Genomic DNA, 25,527 nt, shown 5'->3' with positions numbered 1-25,527 from the left:
CCCCGCCTCAGCCCTTGGCGCGGCAGGAGGCCAGCGCGTCGAGGGCGGGCTTGTAGGTCGGCGTGGTCACGTCCATCACGCCCAGCACCGTGTGGTACAGGTTGTCGTGCGTGAGCGGCGCATCGAGCCCCGCTTCCATGCACGAGCGCGAGAGCTTGCGCCGCTCGCTCATGCCTTCGCTGAACCAGGTGACCATGGGCACGTGCTTCTGCGCATCGGGCGCGAAGCTGTACGGCACGCCGTGCAGGAACAGGCCGAACTCGCCGAGCGATTCGCCGTGGTCGCTGATATACAGCATCGCCGGGTCGTACTGCTTCGACTGCGCCTTGAGCCAGTCGATGGTCTGGCCGAGGAAGCGGTCGGTCTGAACGATAGAGTTGTCGTATACGTTCATCAGCTCGGCATGGCCACAATCGGCGAGCGCGTTGGTCTTGCACTCGGGCAGGAAGCGCTTCACGTCGGGCGCCGAGCGCTTGTAGTAGGCCGGGCCGTGGCTGCCCATCTGGTGCATGACCAGCACCACGCCCTTGGCGCGGCGCTCGGCCGGCAGCGCGGCGATGCGCGCGTCCAGGCCCTTGAGCATGACATCGTCCAGGCATTCGTCGCCGTCGCACAGCGCCTTCTTGGTCGCTGCGTCGAGTCCGTCGAAGGCCGAAGCGTTCGGAATGCGCTCGCACACGCCCTTGCAACCGGCCTGGTTGTCGAGCCAGAACACGGCGAGGCCGGCTGCCTGCAGCACGTCGACCAGGGTCTCGTAGTCGTCCTTGCGCGACTCGTAGCCTTCCTTGCCCAGCGGCGAGAACATGCACGGCACCGAGGCCAGGGTGTTGGTGCCGCAGGAGCGCACCTCGCGATAGCTCAGCACGCCGCGCTTGGCCAGTTCCGGCGTTGTGTCGCGCGCGTAGCCGTTGAGGGCGAAGTGGTCGGCCCGTGCCGTCTCGCCCACCACCACCACGAAGAGCGGCGGCCTGGTCTGCGCGGCATAGCTCGCGCCCAGCGCCGTTCCGGCGGTGATGGAAACCAGCTTGCCGCTGCGCTTGAAGAGCGGCTTGATGAAGAGCGCACCCGTCGAATAGAGCGATGCGATCGGGTTCATCATGTAGCGCAGGTGCACGTTGTTGCGCATCAGTGGCGCCAGCTCGCGGTTCATGGCCACTGCCGTGCCCACGGCCACGGCCACGGACAGCAGCAGCAGCCCCACGTTGCGCGCGAGCTTGGGCAGGAAGCGCATCGGCGCGACGCGCACGCGCCAGATCGGCCAGGCCGCGGGCAACACCACAACCGCCACGTTGAAGGCCATGCGCCAGCTCAGCAGGTCGCGCGCCTCGTTGGGGTCGGTCTGCAGCGCGTTGGCGATCATGGTGGGGTCCATGACCACGCGGTATTCGAGCATGTAGTGCTGCACCACCGCGGCCAGTATTACCACCAAAAGCCACAACGGCTTCATCCAGCGCGACCAGGCCGTGAACGACAGGATGGCCGCCGACCCGCACAGCGTGAGCAGGCTCATCGACACCACGGTCGACATGTAACTGCTGGGAGCGCCGCCGATGCGGGCCAGTTCGTTCCACAGCGGCCAGTTGGTGGTCAGTACGAGGTAGAGACTGAGCCAGAGGACGACCATGGCGGCCGAGCGCGGACGCTGCAACCAGAGGTCGAAGCGGGTCCACGGGGCGCCCGAAGGAGGCGACTGTGGCGTTTTTGACTCAGAAGTACCCACCCGTTCCAATGGAACAGGCGAAATTCGTGAAACAGACATGCGGCGAATGTAACGACGCCGCCTGAAGCGAGGCTGAATTGCCCCTTCAGTCCGTGTTCAGACTCGCCGCCCTGCGCAGCCGCAATCTTGCCGAGCGCCGCCGCGCCACCAGTGCGCCCGAGGCAGCCTGGCTCATCGGCCGGCTGGCGCCCCGCTCCACCACGATCGCCACCAGCGCGCCCAGCATGGTCGCCGCCACGATGTCGGACGGGAAATGCAGGCCCAGGTACACCCGGCTCCACGCCACCAGAGCCGCCACCACCAGCGCCGCCAGCATGGGCACGCGCGACGGCAGGCACCAGAGCGCGAAGGCTGCGGCGAAGGTGCCGGCCGCGTGCATGCTCGGGAAGCCCGGCCGCACACCCTGCGGCACCCATTGGATGCCCAGGCCGTAGTAGGCGGGCCGGGGGATCGGCGCCACCATGCGGATAAGGCTCACGACGATCCACGCCGCCAGTACGCTCAGCAGCACGGTGAACAGCGCATAGCGCCAGCGCCGGCTGAACAGCGCGCACACGCCGATGGCCAGCGTCAGCAGGGCCGGCAGCAGATCGGAGCAGAACTCGGCGAAGCGCAGGCTCCACGGCGGCACCGTGGCGCTCGCGTTGATCAGCCTGAAGAGGGCGAAATCAAGGCCCTGCATGCGCGGGCACCGCCGTATTGGTCGAGCGCGAACCGAATCGCGCAACCGCCATCTCGATGACAAGGCCCACCGTCCAGCAGACCCAGGCCGTCCAGAGGGTGTGACTCATGTAGTGCGCGCCGCGCAGCTGCTGGGCCAAGCCCAGCACCAGCCCCGCGGCCACGGCCGTCCAGAGCCAGATCGCCGCCGCGCGGGCCGACACCCGCCGCAGAACGAAGTACCCGCCCACGTAGGCGAAGGCCGCCGAGGCATGGCCGGCCGGGAAACAGCCGCCGGGACCGCCATCGCTCACGCCCCACGACCAGTGGGACACGTACCGCGCCACGCCGCCGAACTCCTGCAGGTCCCAGGGGCAGCTGGTGTGGCTCGCATGCTTGATCATGCTGACCGCGATCACCGAGCCGAGCACGGTCAGGGCCAGTTGCGCGCGGGAGCCGGTATCGAGGCGGCGCAGCACGCCGAAGGGCCAGCGGATCGCGGCGAACAGCAGGATCACCAGCGCCCAGCTGAGGTTGCGCGCGCCCTCATGCATGACGTGGACCATGAAGGGGTTCTCGCGCAGGGGAAAACCGAGTTGCGAGCCTGCCATGCGTGCCAGAAGCAGATCGCCGCCCGTCGTGTCCCAGGCCATCAGCGCAACCAGCGCGACAAGGGTGAAAACCCCCAGACGAAAAATGGGCGGACGAGTCATGGACGAAGGCAGGACTGAAAAACAGCCGCGAGCCTACGTTTGCGGAATGAACCGAGCCTGAAGCAAGATGAACCGAACCTGACTGAAAGGCCTGCTTCAGCCCGGGGACGCTAGACTCTTTTTCTCGTTGAAAGGACATGGCGTGCGCATATTGCTGGTCGAAGATGACACTGCATTGGCAGATGCCGTCTGCAGCTACCTTCTGGCCAAGGCCTTCGTGGTCGACGTGGCCCCCAGCCTGGCCGATGCGCGCGGCGCCCTGCTCTCGGTGCAGTACGCGGCGGTGCTGCTCGACCTGCACCTGGGCGACGGAGACGGCCTCTCGCTGCTGCCCCAGATACGTGCCCTGCCCGAGCGCCCCATCGTCATCGTGCTGACCGCACGCGACCAGGTGACCGACCGCATCCGCGGCCTGGACGCCGGCGCCGACGACTACCTGATCAAGCCCTACGACCCGGCCGAGCTGCTGGCGCGCCTGCGTGCGGTCGAGCGGCGGCGCAGCTCCAGCAGCTCGCCGGTGCTGCAGCTGGGCACGCTGGAGATCGACCTCGCCCACGACATGGTGCGCAAGCACGGCTCGCCGATCACTCTCACGCAGAAGGAATGGGCGCTGCTGCGCGTGATGGCCACCCGGCCCGAGCGCATCCACACGCGCGAGAACCTCGCCGACGCGCTGTACGGCTTCGGCGACGAGGCCGACAGCAACACGCTCGAAGTCTTCATCAGCCGCCTGCGGCGCAAGCTCGGCCGCAGCCACATCCAGACACTGCGCGGGCTGGGCTACCGGCTGTCGTTCTCGACAGACGAGGACGAATGAATTCAGCCAGCTTCGCCGCCGGGCGCGACTCGCTCGCCGGGCGGCTGACCCGCACGCTGATCCTGTGGGTCGGCGGCGTGTGGCTGCTTTGCGTGTTCGCGGTGGTCTGGTACGTGGACCGCGAAATCAACCACAACTTCGACAACGAACTGGTCGAGGTCTCGCACCGCATGTTCGCGATGGCGGTGCAGGAACTCGAGAAGCTGCAGCACCCGGGCGAGCAGCAGCCGCGAGAGCCGCTCATCGCGCCCAAGCAGCTCTTCTCCGAAGATGCGGTGATCTACCAGATCGTCGACCTGCACGAGCATGTGCTGCTGCGCTCCGCGGAGACGCCCGCCGACACCTTCGACGTGCCGCTGGCCGCCGGCTTCGCGAACAACCCGACCTGGCGCATCTACACCGTGCGCCACCCGACGCTGGGCCTGTTCTTCCAGGTGGCCGACCCGCTCGACGAGAGGCGCCATGCGCTCAACCGCACGCTCTTCGGCCTGATCATTCCGCTGGGCGCGGTGCTCCCGCTGCTCGCGCTGGTGCTGCGCAACGTGGCCCGCACCGAACTCCGGGTGCTGCAGGAGCTGGCCGCGGAGATCGAGAAGCGCAGCGGCGCCGACCTGAGCCCGATCACCCTGCCCGGCCTGCCGAAGGAGCTGCGCACCGTCGGCGACCACGTCAACCGGCTGCTGGAGCGGCTCTCCCATTCGCTCGACGTGGAGCGCGCGCTGGCCGCCAATGCCGCGCACGAACTCCGCACCCCGCTCGCCGCCGCGAGGCTGCGGCTGCAGACCGCGCTGGAGCACGACCTTCAGCGCAACGACGTGCAGGCCGCGCTCGACGCGCTGCGCACGCTGAGCCATCGCACGGAAAAGCTGCTGCAGCTCTCGCGCGCCGAATCGGGCGCCTCGCTCGCGCGCTCGCGGGTCGACCTCGTGCAGCTCGCCGGCACCGTGGCGCAGGACTTCTGGCAGGACCCGCAGAACAGCGAGCGCCTCGCGCTCAAGGTACCGGACAGCGGTGCCCCAGCGGCCCTCGGCGACGTCGACGCGCTCGCCATCGCGCTGCGCAACCTGGTGGAGAACGCGCTGCGCTACGGCGGCGGCCGCGTCGTCATCGAGGTGATGGGCCCCGCTACGCTGGCCGTGCGCGACTCCGGCAAGGGCGTCACGCCCGAGCAGCTCGCCACCCTGCGCGAGCGCCATGTGCGCCACAGCTCCGACCGCGCGGGCTACGGGCTGGGCATCTCGATCGTGGGCACCATCGTCGAGAAGCACGGCGCGAAGCTGGAGCTGTCTTCGCCTCCGGCGGGCGCGGCGCAGGGCTTCGAGGCGCGGATCGTGCTGCAGCCGGCCTGACCGCGCGAAGCAACCTCAGCGCCGGGCTACATCCTTCCTCGGCACGAAGCCGTAGGAGTTGTCGAAGCCGAATTGGCCGGCGGAATACATCGCCGCCATCTTCTTCACGAGATGCTGCCGCACCGGTTTCAGCAGCGCGAAGTAGCTGGCGTTGGCGGTGGTCCTTCGGTCGCTGTCCAGGTTGCCGGTGATCGCGTGGATGGTCGCCTTGCGGCCCTGGTGGAAGGTGACGATCTTGATGCGCCCGACGAAATCGTCGTTGACGATGCGGTCGGCACCATCTGGCTCGAAGAAGCGGTAGACGAGGATGGGATCGACCAATCCGTCGCCGTCGATGTCCGTGAGTTCGATGAGCTTCGAGCGAAAGTTGACGCCAGCCTCGTCCTTGACTGGGAAGTCTCGGATCGACCACTCGGGCGTCAGGCCGCCGCCGTCGGCACCGACCTTGTAGAGCGCGGCCTGGATGGCCGAAGAGAGTTTTTCCTCGGGGAACGGCAGGTCCTGCTTCTCGCCGAGCAGCAGGACGTGGCTGCCCGCCTTGTCCGAATAGCAGTACCGCTTGAACACCGGAAGTTCGAACCCGGCCTTCTTCAGCGCCTCGGCGTTCAGGTACGGCGCCCCGGAGGCGCACTCGGTACCGTTCTTGCCGGGTGGCGTCTGCGCATGGCTGCCGGTGGCGAGCGATGCGAGCAAGGCGACCGCCAGGAGCGTTCTTCTCATTCGGCGCTCACGAGCGCACGCAGCCAGTCGGGCAATGTCAGCGCCTTCTGCTTCGGGAAGTCGACCCAGATCGTGGTCGCGCCGCCGGCGGCGCAGATCACGTCGGGCTCCGCCTCGCGGGCCATGGTGGCCCAGCTCTCGAAGGTGGTGCGGCCCGGATCGCTCACGTACATCTTGAGCAGCACGTTGCCCGGGTACTCGATCTGCCGGTAGAAGTTGCAGAAGGCGTTGACGATCACCATGCCCTCGCCGTTGGGCTGCGGCTCGAAGCCGATGGAGTGCATCCAGTCGATGCGCGCGGTTTCGAGGTAGCGGAAGTAGGTGCCGTTGTTGAGGTGGCCCATGGCGTCCATGTCGCCCCAGCGGATGGGAATGGAGGTTTCGTACACCAGCTTCTTCTTTTCGGGGATTTCGATTCTCATCGGTGCGCCTTGATGGATGCGAGGATGCCCAGCACGAACAGCGCCGCCGCGGCCCACTCGGTGGCCTGCGGCCAGCGGCCGTCCCAGACGAAGGAATACAGGAGCGCGAACAGCGTCTCGCTGACGATCAGCTGCCCGCAGAGACTGGCCGACAGCCGCTGGCTGGCCACGTTCCAGAGAATGGTCGCGAGCCACGACGAGCCGAAGCCGCTGGCCAGCGCGATCCACACGAAGAGCATGCCATCGGGCTGCGCCTGGAGCGTGGCCACGTCGCTGCCCGCGATGAGCCACAGCAGCAAGGCGCCGAGCCCGGTCGCCACGCCCAGCCAGTTGGCCCAGTCGGTCGCGTTGAGCCCGGTGTGGCGCTGCAGCCAGGCCGCGTTGAGCAGGCCGTACACCGTCCAGCTCGCCATGGCGGCCAACGCCAGCGCGATGCCCCAGCCGAAGCGGGCACCGGTCGCTTCACCCGCGCCGTGCTGCGCCGACCATGCGCCATAGATCATCAGCGCGATGCCCGCGCCCGTGAGCAGCAGCCCCGGCAGCAACGCGCTCATGCGCAGGCCTGCGGGGCGGCCCAGCAGCATCATCCAGACGGGGATCGTGCCGATGATGAGGCTGGGCACCTCCGTGCCCGCCGCCTGGATGCCGAAGGCCAGCAGCAGGTAGTAGCCGCTGAAGCCGAGCACGCTGAGGCCCAGCGCCGCGAGCGCCTGCCGCCCGTTGGGCCAGCGCACGGCGGCCGGCCGCGCGAACACCGCCAGCGCCGAGACGGCACCGAAGATGGCGAAGCGCGCGGCGGTGATGTCGACCATGCCGAAGTGGCCCACCATGCGCGGCGCCACGAAGGTCAGGCCCCAGAGTGCACCCGCGGCCAGCCCGGCCGCGATGCCGACCCACGCCCGCGGGCTCAGAGCGCGAACCCGTCGTCGGCCGCGATGACGGCGCCGTTCACGAAGTGGCTCTGGCCGCTGGCCAGCAGCACGATCAGGCCGTCGAGGTCTTCGGGCTTGCCCACGCGCTTGCGCGGCAGCATGTTGACCAGCTTGGTGCCGCCCTCGGTGCTCCAGTGCTCCTCGTTGAGCTCGGTCGTGATGTAGCCCGGGCACAGCGCGTTCACGTTGATGCCGAAGCGGCCCCATTCGAGCGCCATGGCCTTGGTCATCTGCACCACCGCGGCCTTGCTCATGCAGTAGGTGCCGATCTGCGGCATGACCTTGAGCGCCGCGGCCGAGGCGATGTTGATGATGCGCCCGCCGATGTAGGTGCCCGGCGCCGTGCCCCTGGCGCGGGCCAGCATGCGCTTGCCGACCTCCTGCGCCACGAAGAAGCTGCCCTTCACGTTGGTGTCGAAGATGTAGTCGTAGTCGTCGGGCGTCACGTCCTGCAGGCGCTGCGTGGTGCTCACGCCCGAGTTGTTGACCAGGATGTCGATGGGGCCCACCTCGGTCTCGGCGCGCGCCACGGCGGCCTTGATGCTGCCGATGTCGGTCACGTCGAGTTCGACCACGTGGGCGTCGTGGCCCTCGCCCTCGATACGCGCACGCAGCTCCTTGAGCTTCTCTACGCGGCGGCTCGCCAGCACCACCGCCGCGCCGGCACGCGCCAGCGTCTTCGCGAACTGGGCACCGAGCCCGCTGGAGGCGCCGGTGACGAAGGCCACGCGGCCGGAGAGATCGATGCTGTAAGCCATGAACTGGATCCTGTGGAGTCGCGCAGGTGACGCGGGAAGTCCCGCCCGCGAGCGCTGGGGAGCATGCCGGACGCGACAGGGAGCATGCCTGGACGCCGCATAAAATGCCCCGCAATCCCGGGAAGCCCCCGCGTCTCGAAAAATCATTATCGATCCAACCCAGATGACCCACGACGAAATCCTCGCTCAGTTCGGCCCTCGCGAAGCCATGGAATACGACGTGGTCGTGGTCGGCGGCGGCCCGGCCGGCCTGTCGACCGCGATCCGGCTCAAGCAACTGGCCGCGCAGCACGAGAAGGAGATTTCGGTCGTGGTGCTCGAGAAGGGCTCCGAGCCCGGCGCGCACATCCTCTCGGGCGCCATCATGGACCCGCGCGCGCTCAACGAGCTGCTGCCCGACTGGAAGGAACTCGGCGCCCCGCTGAACCAGCCGGTAACCGACGACGCGATGGTGTTCCTGGGCGAGAAGTCGGGCCTGCGCACCCCCAACCTCTTCCTGCCGGCCTGCTTCCAGAACCACGGCAACTACATCATCAGCCTGGGCGCCTTCACCAAGTGGCTGGCCCAGCAGGCAGAAAACCTGGGCGTGGAGATCTTCCCGGGCTTCCCAGCCGCCGAAGTGCTCTACAACGAAGACGGCTCGGTGCGCGGCGTGGCCACCGGCAACATGGGCGTCGGCAAGGACGGCGAGCCCACCGAGAACTTCCAGCTCGGCATGGAGCTGCTGGGCAAGTACACCGTGTTCGCCGAAGGCGCGCGCGGCCACCTGGGCCGCCAGCTCATCGCCAAATACAAGCTCGATGCCGGCAAGGACCCACAGACCTACGGCATCGGCGTGAAGGAAGTCTGGGAAATCGACCCCAAGCGCCACCAGCCCGGCTTCGTGCTGCACACCGCCGGCTGGCCGATGAAGAGCGACACCTACGGCGGCGCCTTCCTCTATCACATGGAGGACAACAAGGTCACGATGGGCTTCATCACGGGCCTGGACTACAGCAACCCCTACCTGAGCCCCTTCGAGGAAATGCAGCGCTGGAAGCTGCACCCCAACATCCGCTGGTACCTGGAAGGCGACGAGTCCAAGGGCATCAAGCCCGCCAAGCGAATCGGCTACGGCGCGCGCGCCATCACGGCCGGCGGCCTGATGTCGCTGCCCAAGACGGTGTTCCCGGGCGGCGCACTGGTCGGCTGCGAGGCCGGCTATCTCAACGTGAGCCGCATCAAGGGCAGCCACGCCGCCATCAAGACCGGCATGCTGTGCGCCGAGGCCGCCTTCGACGCGGTCATGGCCGGCCGCCAGCACGACGAACTCACGGCCTACCCCGCCGCCTTCGAGAAGAGCTGGCTGCACACCGAGCTGAACAAGGCCCGCAACTTCAAGGCCTGGTTCAAGAAGGGCCTGGGCATCGCCACCTTCATGAACGGCGTCGAGCAATGGCTGCTGAAGGGCCACATTCCATGGACGCTGCGCCGCGACAAGCCCGACCACCTGTACCTGAAGCCAGCTTCGGAGTGCAAGCCCATCGTCTACCCGAAGCCCGACGGCAAGCTCACCTTCGACCGCCTCTCCAGCGTGTTCATCAGCAACACCAACCATGAGGAGCAGCAGCCGGCCCACCTGACGCTCAAGGACGCGACGGTGCCCGTGAACATCAACCTCGCCAAGTTCGCCGGCCCCGAAAGCCGCTACTGCCCGGCCGGCGTGTACGAGTTCGTCGGCACCGAGGACGGCAAGCAGCGCCTGCAGATCAACGCGCAGAACTGCGTGCACTGCAAGACCTGCGACATCAAGGACCCGACGCAGAACATCGTGTGGGTCACGCCCGAAGGCGGCGGCGGGCCGAACTACGTGGGGATGTAAGGCTCCCGGCACTCTTGCCGCTCGAGGCCCTCTTCGGAGGGCCTTTTTCTTGGCCTGGCCGGAAGACCCGCCGCTTCAGGCAAGGTAAGAAGCGACTTCCTCGGGCGTGAGCATGCGCACGAGCGACACGCGCGACTTCTGTTCCGAATGGAGCACGCGGTTGAATCCGTTCCAGCTGCGGCTGGGCTTGTCCTGCGTGTCCAGCGCCACCAGCACCAGCCGCCCCTGCCTGCGGGCGTTCTCGCGCAGCGAGCCTTCGCCCCACGACCACGCCATGGGATCGACCAGCTCGCCGTTCCTGAAGGCATCGGCCTGCAGCCACAGGTACTCGGCGCAGTCGGTGTCGCGGCTTGCGGTCGCGCCCGCCTCGCGTGCGGGCGGGTGGATGCCGAGCGCCTTGGCGCGCTTGCGCATCAGCTTCTGCAGCAGCGAGAACGCGTGGAAGTTGTTGTTGATGGCGTGGGCCTTCACCACCATGCCGGTGCCGGAGGCCGGGAGCACCACCACCAGTTCGTCCTCGTAGGCCAGTTCGGCGGCCCGCTGCAGGAAGTGCAGACCGTCGATCGGCAGCGAATCGTTGACGGCCAACGCATCGATGCGCGCCACCAGTTCGCCGTCGGCCAGCAGGGCGCGGTGGTTGCGCACGTCGCGCATGAGCATGGCCATCAGCGGAAGCACCAGCAGGCCGGCCGCGGCCTGCCGTGCCTCGACCTCGAAACGCTCCGGTGCAGACAGCGCGCCAAGGGCCGCCTCCGCAGCCTGCCATTCGGCGACTTCTTCGGGGTCTGCCTCTTCGCCATCGTCCTGAGGCTGTGTCGCGCAGAACGGTTCGAGCGAGACGAGCAGGCCGGCCATGAGTTCGAGCGCCGCGCCGAAGAGCAGGCGCGGGTCGGCCCCGTCCTCCACGAGCGCGCCGCAGAACAGCGCCAGCAGCGCGGCCCGGTGGGGATGCAGACGAGGCAGTTCGTCGGCCGCCAGCAGCAGCACATCGTTCTTCTCGGGGCTCTCGATCACCGAAAGATAGAAATCCCTGATCTCCTTGCGCGAGAAGAACGAGGACTGGCTGTCGAGATCGGCCTCGACGCGCACCGGCTGCCGCAGCGTCTCGAGGAAATCGGGTGGGAACTTGATCGTCATGGCGTCGTTGTTTCTGCACCGGGGGCGGGCTTTCGCACGTCAACGAGGCTGCGCGCCACGAACCCGGCGGCCGCGGCACCGACGATGGAGCCCGCGAGCGAGAAGCCTGGCCCCGCCAGGCCGGCGAGCGCTCCCGTGCAACCGCCCAGGAACATGCAGGCCACCAGGGTTCGCCTGCGCCGGTACTGAGGCGAAGGCTTCTCGGCGAACATGCCGTTCGCAACGAGCCATGCCACGGCAAGAAGCCACAAGACGATGACCGTGAGCATGCAGTGTCTCCTGTCGATGAGGGGCGCTCGGTCGCGACGGTTTCCGCTGCACAAGCTGAGATCGAGCATGCCACAGGCCTCCCGCCCTCGCCGCTGCCCGCTTATCCTCGAAGCTCTCAGGAGACAAGACAGGAGACCCGCCCCATGCAGATCATCATCACCGGCGGCGCAGGCTTTCTGGGCGCGCGACTCGCACGCACGCTGCTCGCGCAAGGCAGCCTTTCACTGGCCGGCGCCGCGGCCCGTCCCATCGAACGCATCACGCTGGTCGACCGCGCGGCCCCGCCGGCCGACCTGACGGCCGACGCGCGTATCAAGGCCATCACCGGCGACCTGAACGACCAGCTCTCGGCGCAGGCCGATGCCACGCCCTGGCGCGAGGCCGACGCCATCTTCCACCTGGCGGCCGCGGTGAGCGGCGAATGCGAGGCCGACTTCGACCTCGGCATGCGCAGCAACTTCGCCGCCACGCATGCGCTGCTCGAACGGGTCCGCGGTCTCGGCACGAAGCCGGTGCTGGTGTTCGCCAGTTCGCTCGCGGTGTTCGGCGATTCGCCCGAGCAGCCGCTGCCGAAGGTGATCGAGGATCACACGCTGCCCACGCCGCAGACCAGCTACGGCATCCAGAAATTCATTGGTGAACAGCTGGTGGCCGATTTCACGCGCAAGGGCTTCGTGCGCGGGCGCAGCGTGCGGCTCATGACGGTGAGCGTGCGCCCGGGCAAGCCCAACGGGGCGGCCTCGGGCTTCTTCAGCGGAATGATCCGCGAGCCGCTGGCGGGGCTGCGCGCGGCCTGCCCGGTGCCCGACGAGACGCCTGTCGCCATCGCGTCACCGGCTCGCACCATCGAGGGCATCATCCGCGCCGCCGAGGCGAGCGATGCGCAATGGGGACCACGCACCGCGCTGAACCTGCCTTCGCTGCCGACCACGGTGGGCGAGATGGCCGCGGCGCTGGAGCGCGTGGCCGGCAAGGCCGCCACCGCCTTGCTCGACCGCACGCCCGACCCGGCGATCATGCGCATCGTGAAGACCTGGCCGGGGCGCATCGAAACGGCGCGCGCGAAGGCGCTGGGCCTGGCGGCGGACGACAGCTTCGAGGCCGTCATCCGCGAATACGTCCGTGAAAATCCCGACGCGGTGAAGCTTCCGGTTACGGCATAGTCGGACGAAGCGCGCCTGACGCGTTCCTGACCCAACTCCCCGGAGACACCATGAAATTCGGCCCCATCGCCGCCGCTTGCCTTTCGCTCGCCCTGAGCTCGGTCGCCTTCGCGCAGACGACCATGAAGATCAGCATCTCGACCGCGCAGAACTCGCACCAGGGCGTTGCCATCGACACCTTCGCCAAGGAAGTCGAGAAACGCACCGGCGGGCGCTACAAGGTCCAGACCTTCTACAACGGCTCGCTCGGCGGCGAGCGCGAGTCGATCGAGGCGGTGCAGCTGGGCACGCAGGAACTCGCGTTCTCCTCGACCGGCCCGGTGCCGAATTTCGTGCCCGAGACCAAGATCCTCGACGTGCCCTTCCTGTTCCGCGACAAGGCGCACGCACGCGCGGTGCTCGACGGCCCGATCGGCCAGGACCTGCTGACCAAGTTCGACGCCAAGGGCTTCAAGGCGCTGGCATGGGCCGAGAACGGCTTCCGCCACATGACCAACAGCAAGCGTGACGTGAAGGCGCCTGAAGACCTCAAGGGCCTGAAGATGCGCACGATGGAAAACCCGGTGCACATCGCCGCCTACAAGGGCTTCGGCATCATCACCACGCCCATGGCCTTCCCCGAGGTGTTCACCGCGCTGCAGCAAGGCACGGTCGACGGCCAGGAGAACCCGCTGCCGGTCATCATCTCGGCCAAGTTCGACCAGGTGCAGAAGCACCTGTCGCTCACGGGCCACGTCTACTCGCCCTGCATCTTCCTGATGAACAAGGCGAGCTTCGACAAGCTCAGCGCGGCCGACAAGCAGGCCTTCCTCGACGCCGCCAAGGAAGGCACCAAGGCCAACCGCGCGCGCGTGGACGAGGACGACGCCAAGGGCGTGGCCGACCTGCGCGCCAAGGGCATGACCGTGATCGACAACGTCGACAAGGCCAAGTTCGTCGCCGCGCTCGCACCGGTCAATGCCCAGTTCGAGAAGGAATTCGGCAAGGCCAACCTCGACAAGATCCGCGACTACAAGTGAAAGAAAAATTCCTGAGCATCGAGCGCTGGACCACCGGCGCCTCGATGCTGATGGCCTGCCTGATGCTGGTCGTTGCGTCGAGCCTCGGCCTGTTCCAGATCATCACCCGCTTCGTGCTGGAGCAGCCGGCCGAGTGGAGCGAGATCCTGATCCGCGTGAGCCTCATCTGGATGGTGTTCCTCGGTATTCCCACCGCGTTCCGCCAGGGCGCGATGGTGAGCGTGGACGTTCTCTACCGCTGGAGTCCGCCGCGCATCCGCCGCGTGCTCGACGCCGTGGTCAGCCTGGCCGCGCTGACGCTGATGCTGGTCGTTCTGTGGTGGGGCTGGGACTACGCGATCCGCGGTCGCGTGCAGTCGATGGCCGGGCTCGAGAGCGTCTCGATGCTGTGGTCCTACCTGGCCTTGCCAGTGGGGTCGCTCTTCTGCCTGTTCGGCATCGTCGGTAATTTTCTCGACCCGAAACGGCTCGAGCTGGAGACGGCGCAATGAGCGCCGCGCCGGGCCGCCCCAAGCAAGCGAACGGCCCCCTCGGGGGGCAGCGAGGACACGAAGTGCCGAACGTGGGGGCTACATCATGAGCACCGTGATGGTCGCGACGATGGTGCTGTGCTTCGCACTGTCGATCTCGGTGGCGGTGTCCATCGGGCTGGCGTCGATCCTGGGCATCCAGGTGACCAACGCCAACATGCTGATCTCCGTGAAGGAGATGTTCAACTCGATCAACAAGTTTCCGCTGGCGGCCATTCCGTTCTTCATCCTGGCCGGCAACCTGATGGAAACGGGCGGCATCTCGCGTCGCCTGGTGGAGTTCGCCAAGAGCATCGTGGGCGGCGTGCAGGGCGGCCTGCCGATGACCTGCGTGCTCACCTGCATGATCTTCGCGGCGGTGTCGGGCTCGTCGGTGGCAACCACCTTCGCTATCGGCGCCATCCTGATCCCCGCGCTCATCAAGCACGGCTATCCCACTTCGTACGCTGCGGCCCTGCAGGCCACCAGCGCGGAGCTGGGCGTGATCATCCCGCCGTCGATCCCGATGATCCTGTACGGCGTGAGCGCCGAAGTGTCCATCGGCGAGCTGTTCATCGCAGGCTTCGGACCCGGCATCCTGATCAGCCTTGCGCTGATGCTGTTCGTGTGGGTCTACTGCAAGTGGAAGGGCTGGGGCAAGAACGACGGCGAGGGCCGCATGCCCTTCGGCCGCGCGCTGTGGCAGGCCGGCTGGGCACTGCTGATGCCGGTGATCATCCTCGGCGGCATCTACGGCGGCATCTTCACGCCGACCGAAGCCTCCGCGGTGGCGGTGTTCTACGCGCTGGTGGTGGGCATGCTGATCTACCGCGAGATCAGGCTGGCCGACCTCTACGCGATCCTGCGCAAGTCGGTGGTGTCGTCGGCGGTGATCATGTTCATCATCGCCAACGCGGGCCTGTTCGCGTTCCTCATCACGCGTGCCGGCGTGCCCGACGCCATCGGCCGCTGGCTGCAGGAGGTGCTGCAGTCGCCGGCGATGTTCCTGCTGGGCGTGAACGCGGCGCTGTTCGTGATCGGCATGTTCATCGAGACCAGCGCGGCGATCATCGTGCTCGCGCCGATCCTGGCGCCGGTGGCGGTGCACTTCGGCATCGACCCGGTGCACTTCGGCCTGATCATGGTGGTGAACCTCGCGCTCGGCATGATCACCCCGCCCTTCGGCGTGAACCTGTTCGCGGCCTGCACGGTGGCGCGCATCTCGCTCGACCGCATCGTGAAGCACCTCGTGCCGTTCGTGCTGGTGATCCTCGGCTGCCTGATGGTGATCACCTACGTGCCGTGGATTTCTCTGGCGCTGCGGGACCTGGTCTACGCGAGGTAGTCAGCCGCGGCGCAGGTACACGCTGGGCGGCACGCCCAGCGTGCGCCGGAACATCGCGGTGAAGGCGCTCGGGCTCTCGTAGCCGTGGGCCAGCGCCACTTCCAGGATCGACGCACCCGCCGCCAGCCGGGGCAGGCTCAGCAGCAGCCTCGCCTGCCGGCACCACGCGCCGAAGTTCATGCCCGTCTCGCGCTGGAACAGGCGCGCGAGCGTGCGGGTGTTCATGTGCAGACGCGAGGCCCAGTCGTCCAGCGTTGCGGGCAGCGAGGGGTCGCGCACCAGCTCCTCGCACAGCGCGGCCAGCCGGGCGTGGCGCGGCATCGGCACGTGCAGCGAGAGCGCGGGTGCGGCCTCGATCTCGTCGAGGATCAGCTCCATCACGCGCTCGTCGCGGCCGCCCGGCGCGTAGTCCAGCGGCAGCGACACGGCCGTGACGATCAGCTCCCACAGCAGCGCGCCGACGTGGATCACGCGACATTCGCTGCCCAGGTCGGCCCGCGTGCCGGGTTCGACGAACACGGTGCGCATGCGCACCTCGCCCGCCATGCGGATCTGGTGCTCCATGCCGCCGGGCACCCACACGCCGCGACCGGTCGGCACCACCCAGCTGCCGGCGGCGGCACTCACCAGCATCACGCCCGAGATCGCGTGGATGAGCTGGCCGCGTCGGTGCGTGTGCGGCGGAATGAAGGCATCGCCCGCCGGGTCGGTCGCCAGCACCGCGACGGCGCGCGGGGTCGACTCGCCGTGCTCCGGCCGGAGATCAATTTCTTTGTCCATTTCTCGACGATGCTTGCCAATTCGTAGCAGGAACATCTTCTCACGGCTTCCTACGATGCTTTTTTCCACTCCTCCTGCAAACGAAAGAAGCATCCGTCATGAACAAGCGCCGACTCGGGCTGCTCACCGGCACCCATGCCGTCAACGACCTCTACCAGGGCCTCGTGCCCGCCCTGCTGCCATTCATGGTGCTGGAGCGCGGCTACAGCTACACGGCAGTCAGCGGGCTGATGCTGGCGGCCACGGGCCTGTCGAGCGTGGTGCAGCCCCTCTTCGGCCTGTACGCCGATCGGCACCCGCGCAGTTGGCTGGTGCCCACGGGCTTCCTTGTCGCCGCGCTGGGCGTGGTGCTGGCGGGGCTGGGCCAGAGCTACCTGCTGACCTGGATCGCGATGGCGCTGTGCGGGCTGGGCATCGCGGCCTACCACCCACCGGCCACGGTGGCGGCGCGCGCGGCCGGCGGCGGCTCGCAGAAGGCGATGAGCGTGTTCTCGGTGGGCGGCACCATCGGCGCCTCGTTCGCGCCGGTACTGGCGGCCGCCGTCGTGGGCGGCGGCAGCCTGTCGCACAGCTACCTGCTGGGCGTGCCGGCGCTGGCGATGGGCGTGGTGTGGTTCGCCGCGAACGCGCGGCGCGGGGCGGCCTCGGGCAACGCAGCAGCGGCCCGCAAGGCCGGCGATCACCTGATGAAGCCCCACAACGACTGGCGCGCCTTCGGGCTGCTGGTGGCGACCATCGTGGGCTGGTCGATTCCGTACGTCACGGTGATGTCGATGCTGTCGCTGCGCATCACGCGCGACCTGCAAGGTTCGGCCTTCCAGGGCGCGGCGGCGCTCACCATGTTCACGGCGGCGGGCGCCGTCGGCACGCTGATCGGCGGCTGGCTGGGCGACCGCATCGGGCGAATGGGCACGATCCGCGCCGGTTATCTGCTTGCACTGCCCTCGCTCGCGGGCATCGTGCTCGCCCCGAGTGCAGGATGGGCGCTTGCCTGCACCGCGCTCTTCGGCCTGTGCATGTTCCTGCCCTTCGCCGCGCAGGTGACGCTCGCGCAGGACTACCTGCCGCGCAACCCGGCCACGGCCAGCGGCATCGCGCTGGGGCTGGCGCTGTCGGTGGGCGGGCTGGTGTCGCCGTTCTTCGGCATGCTGTCGGACGCGCGCGGCCTCGGCGTCACGCTGACAGCAGTGCTCTGCGTGCTGTGCGTGGCGACGGTCTTCGCGCTGCGGCTGCGCAACCGCGCCATGCAGGCGATGCCGGCCGACGCCGAAGGAGCTGCCGCCGCCTGAAAGCGGCCCGGCGCATGTTCGCTGCCAGAATCGGGCGCAGGGCCGAAGGGCCGGCGAAACGACAAGGAGGGACACCGCGCCATGAATCGATTCCTGAGCTGCGTACTGGGGAGCGCGCTGCTGGCTCCGGCGGCCTTCGCCGCCGGGCCGGCAACGACGGCCGCGCCGGCAGCGACCACCGCGCCGGCAGCCGCCGCCGCACCGGCCGATCCCGCAGCAGGCATCCGCGAAGTCGAAGCCGCAGTGCGCGCCTGGGCCGCCGCATGGTCCGCACGCGACGTGGCCCGCTACCTCGCCGCCTATGCGAGCGACTTCACACCCCCGCGCGGCCAGGACCGCAAGGCATGGGAGACCGATCGCCGTACGCGCATCGAAGAGAAGGCCGCCATCAGCGTGGAGATCGACAGCCTCGTCATCAGCCTCAAGGGGCAGGCGGCCACCGCCAGCTTCCAGCAGACCTACAGCGCCGACAAGCTGCGCGAGAAGAGCCGCAAGACGCTGGAGCTGCAGCGCGTGGAGGGCCGCTGGCTCATCCGCAAGGAGAGCGCGGGCGGCTGATGCAGGCGCCCGGACGAGGCGGGACGCAATGCCCCTGTAAGCCAAACGGTTCACGAAGGTGTCACCACTTGCAACCATGCTGCAGCCTTCGTTTCCCCAAAGCTGTGGCTGCCATGTTTCCCACCAAGACCGACAAGGCGCGCAACGAACTCCAGGGCGGACAGCGCACGCTCACCCAGCGCGAACGCGCCCTGCTGCTGATGGCCGACGGCCGGCGCTCCCTGACCGACTTCAGTCCCCTCTTCCCCAACCGCGATGAAGCCGAGCGGACCATCCAGGCGCTGATCGACAAGGGCTACCTGCAGGGCACGAAGGCCGCGGCGGCGGAAGCCGAGCCCCCCGCACAGCCCGCGCCCTCGCCCATTCCCGCCGTCGAGCCGATCCAGGTCGCCACCTCCGCCGACACCTTCGACGGCAAGCGTTCGCTGGCGACCACGCGCATGTTCCTGTTCGACATCTGCGAGCGCATGTTCGTGCGCCGCGACCCGAAGTTCGCGCTGCAGATGCGCGACGCCCTGCGCGAGGCACGCGACCGCAACGCCATGCTGACCATCGCCGCGCTGATGCTCACCGAGATCGAGAAGACCGCGGGCGCGGAGCGCGCCGAGTCGCTGCGCGAGCGCATCGACCGGCTGCTGCCGCCGGCCGAAGTGATTCACTGAGAACTTCGATCGGGGCGATGGCCGCCACGGCCTGTGACACCATCGCCGGGTGAATTCCCCGCCTCCCGCCTCCACCTCGTTGTCCGCGCGCCTTCGAAACTGGGCCAGGCGCCTCAAGCGCGACGGCGTCACGCTCTGGTTCGCCTGCCGGCACGCCTCCACGCCCTGGTATGCGAAGGCGCTGGGCGTTTTCGTGGTGGCCTATGCGCTCAGCCCGATCGACCTGATCCCCGACTTCATTCCGGTGCTGGGCTACGTCGACGACGTGCTGCTGCTGCCGGGGCTGATCTGGCTCGCGGTCCGGATGGTTCCGGCGCCCGTGCTCGCCGAGTGCCGCGAGCAGGCCGATGCCTGGATGCAGAGTGCCGGCTCCAAACCGACCAGCCGCTGGGGCGCCGCGCTGGTCGTGGCCGTCTGGATCGCGGCCGGGCTCGGGGCCTGGTATCTGTCGGCGCGTTGAGCGCGGCAAGGCATATCCGCCGGCCGGGCCGCTCGATCAACTACACTCGCCGGGGTCAGGAGAGAGCCCCGCAAGCCGGGGCCGCCGAAGGCGCAGGGGGCAAATTTCCCCCGAACGCTCAGGCAAAAGGACTGACGAGGCGCCGGTGAAAACCGGCGTTTCCTTGCTGGAGAGAGGCCGCCGCATCCAAAACAGGAGCAGCGGCCCACCGAAGGAGCAAACCCCGATCGTGGGGCGAATCTCTCAGGTAAAGCGGACAGCAGGGGTGGCCCATGGCTTGCGTCATGGATTTCGACTGCCCCTTTGGAGTGCCCCGTGGCCGCTTCTTCCGCCCCCGCTACCGAACTTCTCAAGACGCCGCTGTACGACCTCCACCTGGAGCTGGGCGCCCGCATGGTGCCCTTCGCCGGCTATTCGATGCCGGTCCAGTACCCGGCGGGCCTGATGGCCGAGCACAAGCACACGCGCGACGCGGCCGGCCTCTTCGACATTTCCCACATGGGCCAGCTGCGCCTGGTCGGCCCCGACGCCGCGGCCGCCTTCGAGACCCTGATGCCCGTCGACGTGATCGACCTGCCCGCCGGCAAGCAGCGCTACGGCCTGCTGCTGGACGACGAGGGCGGCATCCTCGACGACCTGATGTTCTTCAACGAGGGCAACGGCTCGATCTTCGTGATCGTCAACGGCGCCTGCAAGGTGGCCGACATCGCTCACATCCAGCAGAAGATCGGCTCGCGCTGCGAGGTGCGCCCCCTGCCCGAGAACGCGCTGCTCGCGCTGCAGGGCCCGCAGGCCGCGGCCACGCTGGCGCGGCTGTCGCCCGGCATCGAGCGCTTCGTGTTCATGACGGGCGGCGCGGTGCAGATCGACGGCATTGCGGCCTTCGTCACCCGCAGCGGCTACACCGGCGAAGACGGCTTCGAGATCTCGGTGGCCGCCGCCGACGCCGAACGCCTCGCCCGCCTGCTGCTGGCCCAGCCCGAGGTCAAGCCCATCGGCCTGGGCGCGCGCAATTCGCTGCGGCTCGAAGCGGGCCTTTGCCTCTACGGCAACGACATCGACACCACCACCACGCCCGTCGAGGCCTCGCTCAACTGGGCGATGCAGAAGGTGCGCCGCGCGGGCGGCGCGCGCGAAGGCGGCTTTCCGGGTGCCGCGAAGGTGCTCGCGCAGTTGGCCGCCTCCACCGCCGGCGCGGCCGGACACACCGACCACGACACGCTGAAGCGCAAACGCGTGGGCCTCGTGGCGCTGGAGCGCATTCCGGTGCGCGACGGCACGGTACTGCAGTCTTTCGAGGGCCAGGACATCGGCACTGTCACCAGCGGCCTGCTAGGCCCCACGGCCGACCGCTGCATCGCCATGGGCTACGTGGCCACCGCGTTCGCCGAGCCCGGCACGCGCGTGCAGGCCATCGTGCGCGGCAAGCCGGTGCCGATGGAGGTGTCGACCATGCCTTTCGTGCCGACGCGCTATTACCGGGGATGAGCGCGACTGAACGCCGCGGACCCGGCTAGGCTCTGCACCCCGATCCATTTTTTCCACGAGGAGTTTTTCCACCATGAGCATCAAGTACACCAAGGACCACGAATGGGTGTCGGCCGAAGGCGACGCGGCCACCGTCGGCATCACCGTGCACGCGCAGGACGCGCTGGGCGACGTGGTGTTCGTCGACCTGCCCGAAGTCGGCAAGACCTTCGCGCAGGGCGATGTCGCCGGCGTCGTCGAATCGGTGAAAGCCGCCGCCGACGTGTTCATGCCCGTGTCGGGCGAAATCACCGCAGTGAACGAAGAGCTGCGCGCCGACCCGTCGCTCGCCAACAGCGACCCGCTGGCCGCCGGCTGGTTCTTCAAGGTCAAGCTGAGCGACCCCTCGCAGCTCGACGCGCTGCTGGACGCGGCCTCGTACGACAAGTTCGCTGCCGAGTCCTGATCCTCGAAATCGGAAAGCCGAACGCAGAAGGAATACAAAAACTACGCAGAAGTCGCGGAAGAAACCGAATCATCTTTTGGTTTTCCTTCTGCGACCTCTGCGAAACCTTCGCGACTTCTGCGTTCTGACCCCGCTCCTCCGCCCCAAGCTCTTATCAACAGCACTGCCATGTCGAAGCCCGCTGCCCTTCCCACCCTGCAAGAACTCGAGAACGCCGAAGAATTCATTGCCCGCCACATCGGCATCGACGCGGCGGACGAGGCGCGCATGCTGCCGGCGATCGGGTCGGAAACGCGCGCGGAGCTCATCGACGGCATCGTGCCCGCCGCCATCCGCCGCTCGAAGCCGATGCGCCTGCCCGCCCCGGTCACCGAAGCCGACGCGCTGGCCGAGCTCAAGGCGATGGCGTCGAAGAACAAGGTGTTCCGCAACTTCATCGGCCAGGGCTACTACGGCAACCACACGCCGGGCGTGATCCTGCGCAACATCCTCGAAAACCCCGCCTGGTACACCGCCTACACGCCCTACCAGGCCGAGATCTCGCAGGGCCGCATGGAAGCCCTGCTCAACTTCCAGACGATGGTGTGCGACCTCACGGGCATGGCCATCGCCAACGCCTCGATGCTCGACGAGGCCACGGCCGCCGCCGAGGCGATGACGCTGGCCAAGCGCAGCGTGAAGAGCAAGAGCAACGTGTTCCTGGTCTCGGGCGACTGCCATCCGCAGACCATCGAAGTCATCAAGACGCGCGCCGCGCCGCTGGGCATCGAGGTCAAGGTGAGCACCGTGTCGGAAACGCTGCCGCACCTGATGGTGAGCGGCGCCTTCTTCGGCGTGCTCGCGCAGTACCCCGCCACCACCGGCCACGTGCACGACCTGCGCCCGCTCGCGGGCCATGCGCACCAGTGCGACGCCGCCTTTATCGTCGCGGCCGACCTGCTGGCGCTGACGCTGCTGGCGCCTCCCGGCGAATGGGGCGCCGACATCGTCTGCGGCACCACGCAGCGTTTCGGCATGCCGCTGTGCAACGGCGGCCCGCACGCCGCCTACCTGGCCTGCCGCGACGAGTTCAAGCGCTCGCTGCCGGGCCGCCTCGTGGGCGTGAGTGTCGACACGCACGGCCAGCCCGCCTACCGCCTCGCGCTGCAGACGCGCGAGCAGCACATCCGCCGCGAGAAGGCCACTTCCAACATCTGCACCGCGCAGGTGCTGCCGGCCGTGGTGGCCAGCATGTACGCCGTGTACCACGGGCCCGACGGCCTCACGCGCATCGCGCAGCGCGTGGCCGCGCTCACCGCGGTGCTGGCCAAGGGCCTCGCGCAGATGGGCCGCGAGCCGGTGAACGCCACCGCATTCGACTCGCTGACCATCCGCACCGGCGAAGACACGCAGGCGATCATCGAACGCGCGCACGCGGCCGGCGTCAACCTGCGCCAGCGCCTGCAGCAGCACCTGGGCATCTCGCTGGACGAGACCAGCACGCGCGCCGACGTCGAAACGCTGTGGGGCCTGTTCGCGCCCGCCGGCAAGCAGGCGCCGCGCTTCGACGATCTCTCGGGCAGCACCACGCCGCTGATTCCCGAGGAGCTGCGCCGCAGCAGCGCCTTCCTCACGCACCCGGTGTTCAACACGCACAAGAGCGAGACGGCGATGCTGCGCTACATCCGCAGCCTGTCCGACAAGGACCTGGCGCTCGACCGCAGCATGATCCCGCTGGGCAGCTGCACCATGAAGCTCAACGCGACCAGCGAGATGATCCCCATCACCTGGCCCGAGTTCGCGAACATCCACCCCTTCGCGCCAGCCGACCAGCTGCAGGGCTACGCCCAGCTCGACGCCCAGTTGCGCGCCTGGCTGTGCGAGGCCACCGGCTACGCGGGCATCAGCCTGCAGCCCAACGCCGGCTCGCAGGGCGAGTACGCGGGCCTGCTGGCCATCAAGTCCTTCCACGAGGCCAAGGGCCAGGGGCATCGCAACATCTGCCTGATTCCGTCGTCGGCGCACGGCACCAACCCGGCCAGCGCGCAAATGGTCGGCCTGCAGGTGGTGGTGACGGCCTGCGACGCGCAGGGCAACGTCGACCTCGACGACCTCAAGCGCGCCTGCGAGAAGCACAGCGCCAACCTGGCCGCGGTGATGATCACCTACCCCAGCACCCACGGCGTGTTCGAAACCCGCGTGAAGGAGCTGTGCGAGCTGGTGCATGCGCACGGCGGCCGTGTGTACGTCGACGGTGCCAACATGAACGCGCTGGTCGGCGTGGCCGCGCCGGGCGAGTTCGGCGGCGACGTGAGCCACCTGAACCTGCACAAGACCTTCTGCATTCCGCACGGCGGCGGCGGCCCCGGCGTGGGCCCGGTCTGCGTGGTGGAAGACCTCGTGCCCTACCTGCCGGGCCATGCCACGGCCGGCGTGGCGTCGAACGGCGTGGGCGCGGTGTCGGCAGCGCCGCTGGGTAACGCGGCGGTGCTGCCGATCAGCTGGATGTACTGCCGCATGATGGGCGCCAAGGGCCTGCAGGCCGCGACGGAGACGGCCATCCTCAGCGCCAACTACATCAGCGCGCGCCTGAAGGACCACTACCCGACGCTGTATTCCAGCCCCAACGGGCATGTGGCGCACGAGTGCATCCTGGACCTGCGCCCGCTCAAGGACACCAGCGGCGTCACCGCAGAAGACGTAGCCAAGCGCCTGATCGACTACGGCTTCCACGCGCCCACGCTGAGCTTCCCCGTGCCCGGCACGCTGATGGTGGAGCCCACCGAGAGCGAGCCGCTGGCCGAGCTCGACCGTTTCATCGACGCGATGATCGCCATCCGCGGCGAGATCCGCCGCATCGAGGAAGGCGTCTGGCCGAAGGAAGACAACCCGCTCAAGCACGCGCCGCACACGGCCGCGAGCCTGCTGGGCAGCGAGTGGAGCCACCCGTACTCGCGCGAGCTTGGCGCGTTCCCGCTGGCCGAACTCAAGAGCGCCAAATACTGGCCGCCGGTCGGCCGCGTCGACAACGTCTACGGCGACCGCAACCTGTTCTGCAGCTGCGTGCCGGTGAGCGAGTACAGCGAGGAAGCCGAAGAGGCCTGAGCGAAGTGACCGAAGGAAAGGAAGCCGCGTCCTTCTATGACGAAGGATCGCGGCGGTAGGTCGCCCACTTCACCGTGAGGATGTCGGCCGCGATCTTCGCGGCATTGACGCCCGCATAGGCCTCCGACGGATCGAACATGAATGCCTCGCGGTAACGTTTGATCTGCGCGTAGTCCCGGTCGAAGGTCATCGGACCCATGAGTTCGGCGGGGTCTGTGCCCGCGGGAAGCGCGAGGAATTTCTCCGAATCGGTGGCACTCTGGTAGAGGTCGACGCTCATCTGGTTCATACGGTTGTCCTCCGGAGCTTGGGTTTCGGCAACCAAGCCTCCGCGACAACCGCAGGGCATGCAATCGGTGTGCGCCTACACGGAGCGCCGGAAGAACGCCCGCTGCGTCAGGGCTGCTTCTTCCTGGCCACGTCGCCCGTGGCCACCTGCTCGCGGAAGGCGCGCATGGCGGCCTTCACCTTGCGCTCGTTCTCCAGGCCCATGCGCACCATGATCTTCTGGCCCGAAGACATGGCCTCCAGCTGCGGATCGGCGTACTCGTAACGCACCCACGGGCGCTGCGAGGGAACGTCGCCCTTCACCTCGACCAGCCGCACCTGCACCGGACCGGCGGGCTCGGGCGCCTGCAGCAGGTGGTCGATCACGGCGACGAGCCTGTCGTTGAAGTAGCGCCCCGGATAGCCCAGCTCTTCATAGGCCTTCTGGAAGAGCGGATAGAGCCGCGCATAGGCCTTGGCCGCCTTCGCCGCATCGACCGACTCGGCGAACAGCACGATGGGGTTGTAGCGCGCCGCGTTGTTGGCGGCGATGACCTGCTTGTCGCCCTGCCCCGAGGTGATGAAGCGCTGTTTGGTCTGCTGCACCGGCCACGCGCTCGCGGGCGCCTGCTCGCGCGCGAGGTTGTCCACCGTTGCCACGAAGCGCCGCACGATGCCGTCGAACTGCAGGAAGTCGGCCACGTTCTTGCTGCCGAACAGGTCGACGAGCGCCTTCATCACGCGTGTATCAGTGTCGGTGGCAGTGGTCAGGCCCGCGTCGGGCACCGCGATCCCGTCCATCGGGTTTCGCGGTTCCTGGGATTGAGGTGCGGGCGCGGGTGCCGGCGCGGGCGGCGCCCCGTCGTTCGGGGCCGTGGCCACCGGCGTGGCCTCGGGGGCCTGCTGCTGTTGCTGGTACCAGCGCCAGCCGAAGAACGCGGCCGCGAGCAGCACGAGCACGCCGACGACGATGGTTCCTATGGGCGTTTCGCGGCGGGGCCTGAACTCGGGGGTGTCGCGGGTGTCGCTGTCGGACATAGGGGCGGTTCCTTGTGCTGGAATGTCAGGAAGGCGAGCGGCTATGGTGCACCAGATCGGG

26 protein-coding genes and 2 riboswitches are annotated in these 25,527 nt (G+C 68.1%); of the genes, 14 read left to right on the top strand and 12 right to left on the bottom strand.

Annotated elements, in window-relative coordinates; genetic code table 11:
* Nucleotides 1-7 precede the first annotated feature (7 nt).
* The 3 genes from EJP67_RS11975 to EJP67_RS11965 are packed head-to-tail and all read right to left on the bottom strand — an operon-like array spanning nucleotide 8 to nucleotide 3,093.
* The gene (locus EJP67_RS11975; RefSeq protein ID WP_126021928.1) at nucleotides 8-1,759 is read right to left on the bottom strand and encodes a phosphoethanolamine transferase; all 1,752 of its coding nucleotides are present in this window, start codon (nucleotides 1,757-1,759) and stop codon (nucleotides 8-10) included.
* A 46-nt stretch (nucleotides 1,760-1,805) separates the two neighbouring features.
* Nucleotides 1,806-2,402: a phosphatase PAP2 family protein gene (locus EJP67_RS11970; RefSeq protein WP_126021927.1), complete on the bottom strand. Its 597-nt coding sequence runs from the start codon at nucleotides 2,400-2,402 to the stop codon at nucleotides 1,806-1,808.
* A complete protein-coding gene (locus tag EJP67_RS11965) occupies nucleotides 2,389-3,093 on the bottom strand; it encodes a phosphatase PAP2 family protein (protein ID WP_126021926.1) in 705 nt (234 codons plus the stop codon). Before EJP67_RS11965 ends, EJP67_RS11970 begins: the two co-directional genes overlap by 14 nt.
* A 142-nt stretch (nucleotides 3,094-3,235) precedes the next feature.
* Between EJP67_RS11965 and EJP67_RS11960 the strand changes: the two genes are divergently transcribed.
* Together EJP67_RS11960 and EJP67_RS11955 are read left to right on the top strand one after the other, a co-directional pair.
* On the top strand, nucleotides 3,236-3,910 hold the full coding sequence (locus EJP67_RS11960) for a response regulator transcription factor (RefSeq protein ID WP_126021925.1): 675 nt from the start codon (nucleotides 3,236-3,238) through the stop codon (nucleotides 3,908-3,910).
* Complete coding sequence (locus tag EJP67_RS11955; RefSeq protein ID WP_126021924.1) at nucleotides 3,907-5,259, top strand: sensor histidine kinase; 1,353 nt, start codon at nucleotides 3,907-3,909, stop codon at nucleotides 5,257-5,259. Before EJP67_RS11960 ends, EJP67_RS11955 begins: the two co-directional genes overlap by 4 nt.
* Nucleotides 5,260-5,274: 15 nt before the next feature.
* Here EJP67_RS11955 and EJP67_RS11950 read toward each other — a convergent pair whose 3' ends face one another.
* The 4 genes from EJP67_RS11950 to EJP67_RS11935 all read right to left on the bottom strand — a co-directional run bounded on the left by EJP67_RS11950 (nucleotide 5,275) and on the right by EJP67_RS11935 (nucleotide 8,091).
* Complete coding sequence (locus EJP67_RS11950; RefSeq protein WP_126021923.1) at nucleotides 5,275-5,979, bottom strand: M949_RS01915 family surface polysaccharide biosynthesis protein; 705 nt, start codon at nucleotides 5,977-5,979, stop codon at nucleotides 5,275-5,277.
* Complete coding sequence (locus EJP67_RS11945; RefSeq protein ID WP_126021922.1) at nucleotides 5,976-6,401, bottom strand: acyl-CoA thioesterase; 426 nt, start codon at nucleotides 6,399-6,401, stop codon at nucleotides 5,976-5,978. Before EJP67_RS11945 ends, EJP67_RS11950 begins: the two co-directional genes overlap by 4 nt.
* The gene (locus EJP67_RS11940) at nucleotides 6,398-7,231 is read right to left on the bottom strand and encodes a DMT family transporter (protein ID WP_240650613.1); all 834 of its coding nucleotides are present in this window, start codon (nucleotides 7,229-7,231) and stop codon (nucleotides 6,398-6,400) included. The genes EJP67_RS11945 and EJP67_RS11940 overlap by 4 nt, the downstream gene beginning before the upstream one ends.
* A 77-nt stretch (nucleotides 7,232-7,308) precedes the next feature.
* Nucleotides 7,309-8,091, bottom strand: coding sequence for an SDR family oxidoreductase (locus tag EJP67_RS11935; protein ID WP_126021921.1), 783 nt, complete (start codon nucleotides 8,089-8,091; stop codon nucleotides 7,309-7,311).
* Between the two features lie 163 nt (nucleotides 8,092-8,254).
* On the opposite strand from EJP67_RS11935, the gene EJP67_RS11930 reads away from it, so the two are divergent.
* Nucleotides 8,255-9,952: an electron transfer flavoprotein-ubiquinone oxidoreductase gene (locus EJP67_RS11930; RefSeq protein ID WP_126021920.1), complete on the top strand. Its 1,698-nt coding sequence runs from the start codon at nucleotides 8,255-8,257 to the stop codon at nucleotides 9,950-9,952.
* Between the two features lie 75 nt (nucleotides 9,953-10,027).
* Here the strand turns inward: EJP67_RS11930 and EJP67_RS11925 are convergent, their stop codons facing one another.
* Together EJP67_RS11925 and EJP67_RS11920 are read right to left on the bottom strand one after the other, a co-directional pair.
* Nucleotides 10,028-11,089 carry a hypothetical protein gene (locus EJP67_RS11925; protein WP_126021919.1) on the bottom strand — a complete coding sequence of 354 codons (1,062 nt, stop codon included), beginning with the start codon at nucleotides 11,087-11,089 and terminating at the stop codon, nucleotides 10,028-10,030.
* Nucleotides 11,086-11,358 carry a hypothetical protein gene (locus tag EJP67_RS11920; protein ID WP_126021918.1) on the bottom strand — a complete coding sequence of 91 codons (273 nt, stop codon included), beginning with the start codon at nucleotides 11,356-11,358 and terminating at the stop codon, nucleotides 11,086-11,088. The genes EJP67_RS11925 and EJP67_RS11920 overlap by 4 nt, the downstream gene beginning before the upstream one ends.
* A 144-nt stretch (nucleotides 11,359-11,502) precedes the next feature.
* Between EJP67_RS11920 and denD the strand changes: the two genes are divergently transcribed.
* The 4 genes from denD (at nucleotide 11,503) to EJP67_RS11900 (ending at nucleotide 15,395) form a co-directional block, all read left to right on the top strand.
* On the top strand, nucleotides 11,503-12,522 hold the full coding sequence (gene denD, locus EJP67_RS11915; protein ID WP_126021917.1) for a D-erythronate dehydrogenase: 1,020 nt from the start codon (nucleotides 11,503-11,505) through the stop codon (nucleotides 12,520-12,522).
* A 50-nt stretch (nucleotides 12,523-12,572) separates the two neighbouring features.
* Nucleotides 12,573-13,541, top strand: a complete 969-nt coding sequence (locus tag EJP67_RS11910; protein WP_056522366.1) for a TRAP transporter substrate-binding protein — start codon at nucleotides 12,573-12,575, stop codon at nucleotides 13,539-13,541.
* The gene (locus EJP67_RS11905) at nucleotides 13,538-14,032 is read left to right on the top strand and encodes a TRAP transporter small permease (protein WP_126021916.1); all 495 of its coding nucleotides are present in this window, start codon (nucleotides 13,538-13,540) and stop codon (nucleotides 14,030-14,032) included. The genes EJP67_RS11910 and EJP67_RS11905 overlap by 4 nt, the downstream gene beginning before the upstream one ends.
* A gap of 85 nt (nucleotides 14,033-14,117) precedes the next feature.
* Nucleotides 14,118-15,395: a TRAP transporter large permease gene (locus tag EJP67_RS11900; protein WP_126021915.1), complete on the top strand. Its 1,278-nt coding sequence runs from the start codon at nucleotides 14,118-14,120 to the stop codon at nucleotides 15,393-15,395.
* Here EJP67_RS11900 and EJP67_RS11895 read toward each other — a convergent pair whose 3' ends face one another.
* Nucleotides 15,396-16,175: an AraC family transcriptional regulator gene (locus tag EJP67_RS11895; RefSeq protein WP_126021914.1), complete on the bottom strand. Its 780-nt coding sequence runs from the start codon at nucleotides 16,173-16,175 to the stop codon at nucleotides 15,396-15,398.
* Between the two features lie 98 nt (nucleotides 16,176-16,273).
* Here EJP67_RS11895 and EJP67_RS11890 point away from each other — a divergent pair, with 98 nt between their 5' ends.
* The 7 genes from EJP67_RS11890 to gcvP all read left to right on the top strand — a co-directional run bounded on the left by EJP67_RS11890 (nucleotide 16,274) and on the right by gcvP (nucleotide 24,161).
* A complete protein-coding gene (locus EJP67_RS11890) occupies nucleotides 16,274-17,464 on the top strand; it encodes an MFS transporter (protein ID WP_126021913.1) in 1,191 nt (396 codons plus the stop codon).
* 81 nt (nucleotides 17,465-17,545) lie between these two features.
* The gene (locus tag EJP67_RS11885) at nucleotides 17,546-18,022 is read left to right on the top strand and encodes a L,D-transpeptidase Cds6 family protein (RefSeq protein WP_126021912.1); all 477 of its coding nucleotides are present in this window, start codon (nucleotides 17,546-17,548) and stop codon (nucleotides 18,020-18,022) included.
* Nucleotides 18,023-18,135: 113 nt separating this feature from the next.
* On the top strand, nucleotides 18,136-18,684 hold the full coding sequence (locus tag EJP67_RS11880; protein ID WP_126021911.1) for a hypothetical protein: 549 nt from the start codon (nucleotides 18,136-18,138) through the stop codon (nucleotides 18,682-18,684).
* Between the two features lie 49 nt (nucleotides 18,685-18,733).
* Nucleotides 18,734-19,144, top strand: coding sequence for a YkvA family protein (locus EJP67_RS11875; RefSeq protein WP_240650610.1), 411 nt, complete (start codon nucleotides 18,734-18,736; stop codon nucleotides 19,142-19,144).
* A gap of 46 nt (nucleotides 19,145-19,190) precedes the next feature.
* Nucleotides 19,191-19,288, top strand: a riboswitch (glycine riboswitch).
* A 12-nt stretch (nucleotides 19,289-19,300) separates the two neighbouring features.
* Nucleotides 19,301-19,414, top strand: a riboswitch (glycine riboswitch).
* A 45-nt stretch (nucleotides 19,415-19,459) separates the two neighbouring features.
* Complete coding sequence (gcvT, locus tag EJP67_RS11870) at nucleotides 19,460-20,632, top strand: glycine cleavage system aminomethyltransferase GcvT (RefSeq protein WP_126021910.1); 1,173 nt, start codon at nucleotides 19,460-19,462, stop codon at nucleotides 20,630-20,632.
* Between the two features lie 73 nt (nucleotides 20,633-20,705).
* The gene (gene gcvH, locus EJP67_RS11865) at nucleotides 20,706-21,077 is read left to right on the top strand and encodes a glycine cleavage system protein GcvH (protein ID WP_126021909.1); all 372 of its coding nucleotides are present in this window, start codon (nucleotides 20,706-20,708) and stop codon (nucleotides 21,075-21,077) included.
* A gap of 168 nt (nucleotides 21,078-21,245) precedes the next feature.
* Nucleotides 21,246-24,161 (top strand): aminomethyl-transferring glycine dehydrogenase, encoded by a 2,916-nt coding sequence (gene gcvP, locus EJP67_RS11860; RefSeq protein ID WP_126021908.1) that lies wholly within the window; start codon nucleotides 21,246-21,248, stop codon nucleotides 24,159-24,161.
* Nucleotides 24,162-24,195: 34 nt separating this feature from the next.
* Here the strand turns inward: gcvP and EJP67_RS11855 are convergent, their stop codons facing one another.
* Complete coding sequence (locus tag EJP67_RS11855) at nucleotides 24,196-24,450, bottom strand: hypothetical protein (protein ID WP_126021907.1); 255 nt, start codon at nucleotides 24,448-24,450, stop codon at nucleotides 24,196-24,198.
* 107 nt (nucleotides 24,451-24,557) lie between these two features.
* Entirely contained in the window at nucleotides 24,558-25,466 is a 909-nt protein-coding gene (locus tag EJP67_RS11850) for a DUF3014 domain-containing protein (RefSeq protein ID WP_126021906.1), read from the bottom strand.
* Nucleotides 25,467-25,527 lie beyond the last annotated feature (61 nt).

The sequence above is a fragment of the Variovorax guangxiensis genome (assembly GCF_003952165.1).
In the GTDB taxonomy this organism is placed as follows: Bacteria; Pseudomonadota; Gammaproteobacteria; order Burkholderiales; family Burkholderiaceae_C; genus Variovorax; species Variovorax guangxiensis.
Note: the sequence above shows the minus strand (reverse complement) of the source record. Positions and strands in the feature narration are given on the sequence as shown.

Coding starts and splice junctions, on each gene's coding strand:
- EJP67_RS11975 (WP_126021928.1), bottom strand. CDS start 1,759: ATGTCTGTTTCACGAATTTCGCCTGTTCCATTGGAACGGGTGGGTACT.
- EJP67_RS11970 (WP_126021927.1), bottom strand. CDS start 2,402: ATGCAGGGCCTTGATTTCGCCCTCTTCAGGCTGATCAACGCGAGCGCC.
- EJP67_RS11965 (WP_126021926.1), bottom strand. CDS start 3,093: ATGACTCGTCCGCCCATTTTTCGTCTGGGGGTTTTCACCCTTGTCGCG.
- EJP67_RS11955 (WP_126021924.1), top strand. CDS start 3,907: ATGAATTCAGCCAGCTTCGCCGCCGGGCGCGACTCGCTCGCCGGGCGG.
- EJP67_RS11950 (WP_126021923.1), bottom strand. CDS start 5,979: ATGAGAAGAACGCTCCTGGCGGTCGCCTTGCTCGCATCGCTCGCCACC.
- EJP67_RS11945 (WP_126021922.1), bottom strand. CDS start 6,401: ATGAGAATCGAAATCCCCGAAAAGAAGAAGCTGGTGTACGAAACCTCC.
- EJP67_RS11940 (WP_240650613.1), bottom strand. CDS start 7,231: ATGGTGGGCCACTTCGGCATGGTCGACATCACCGCCGCGCGCTTCGCC.
- EJP67_RS11935 (WP_126021921.1), bottom strand. CDS start 8,091: ATGGCTTACAGCATCGATCTCTCCGGCCGCGTGGCCTTCGTCACCGGC.
- EJP67_RS11930 (WP_126021920.1), top strand. CDS start 8,255: ATGACCCACGACGAAATCCTCGCTCAGTTCGGCCCTCGCGAAGCCATG.
- EJP67_RS11925 (WP_126021919.1), bottom strand. CDS start 11,089: ATGACGATCAAGTTCCCACCCGATTTCCTCGAGACGCTGCGGCAGCCG.
- EJP67_RS11920 (WP_126021918.1), bottom strand. CDS start 11,358: ATGCTCACGGTCATCGTCTTGTGGCTTCTTGCCGTGGCATGGCTCGTT.
- denD (WP_126021917.1), top strand. CDS start 11,503: ATGCAGATCATCATCACCGGCGGCGCAGGCTTTCTGGGCGCGCGACTC.
- EJP67_RS11910 (WP_056522366.1), top strand. CDS start 12,573: ATGAAATTCGGCCCCATCGCCGCCGCTTGCCTTTCGCTCGCCCTGAGC.
- EJP67_RS11900 (WP_126021915.1), top strand. CDS start 14,118: ATGAGCACCGTGATGGTCGCGACGATGGTGCTGTGCTTCGCACTGTCG.
- EJP67_RS11895 (WP_126021914.1), bottom strand. CDS start 16,175: ATGGACAAAGAAATTGATCTCCGGCCGGAGCACGGCGAGTCGACCCCG.
- EJP67_RS11890 (WP_126021913.1), top strand. CDS start 16,274: ATGAACAAGCGCCGACTCGGGCTGCTCACCGGCACCCATGCCGTCAAC.
- EJP67_RS11885 (WP_126021912.1), top strand. CDS start 17,546: ATGAATCGATTCCTGAGCTGCGTACTGGGGAGCGCGCTGCTGGCTCCG.
- EJP67_RS11880 (WP_126021911.1), top strand. CDS start 18,136: ATGTTTCCCACCAAGACCGACAAGGCGCGCAACGAACTCCAGGGCGGA.
- gcvH (WP_126021909.1), top strand. CDS start 20,706: ATGAGCATCAAGTACACCAAGGACCACGAATGGGTGTCGGCCGAAGGC.
- gcvP (WP_126021908.1), top strand. CDS start 21,246: ATGTCGAAGCCCGCTGCCCTTCCCACCCTGCAAGAACTCGAGAACGCC.
- EJP67_RS11855 (WP_126021907.1), bottom strand. CDS start 24,450: ATGAACCAGATGAGCGTCGACCTCTACCAGAGTGCCACCGATTCGGAG.
- EJP67_RS11850 (WP_126021906.1), bottom strand. CDS start 25,466: ATGTCCGACAGCGACACCCGCGACACCCCCGAGTTCAGGCCCCGCCGC.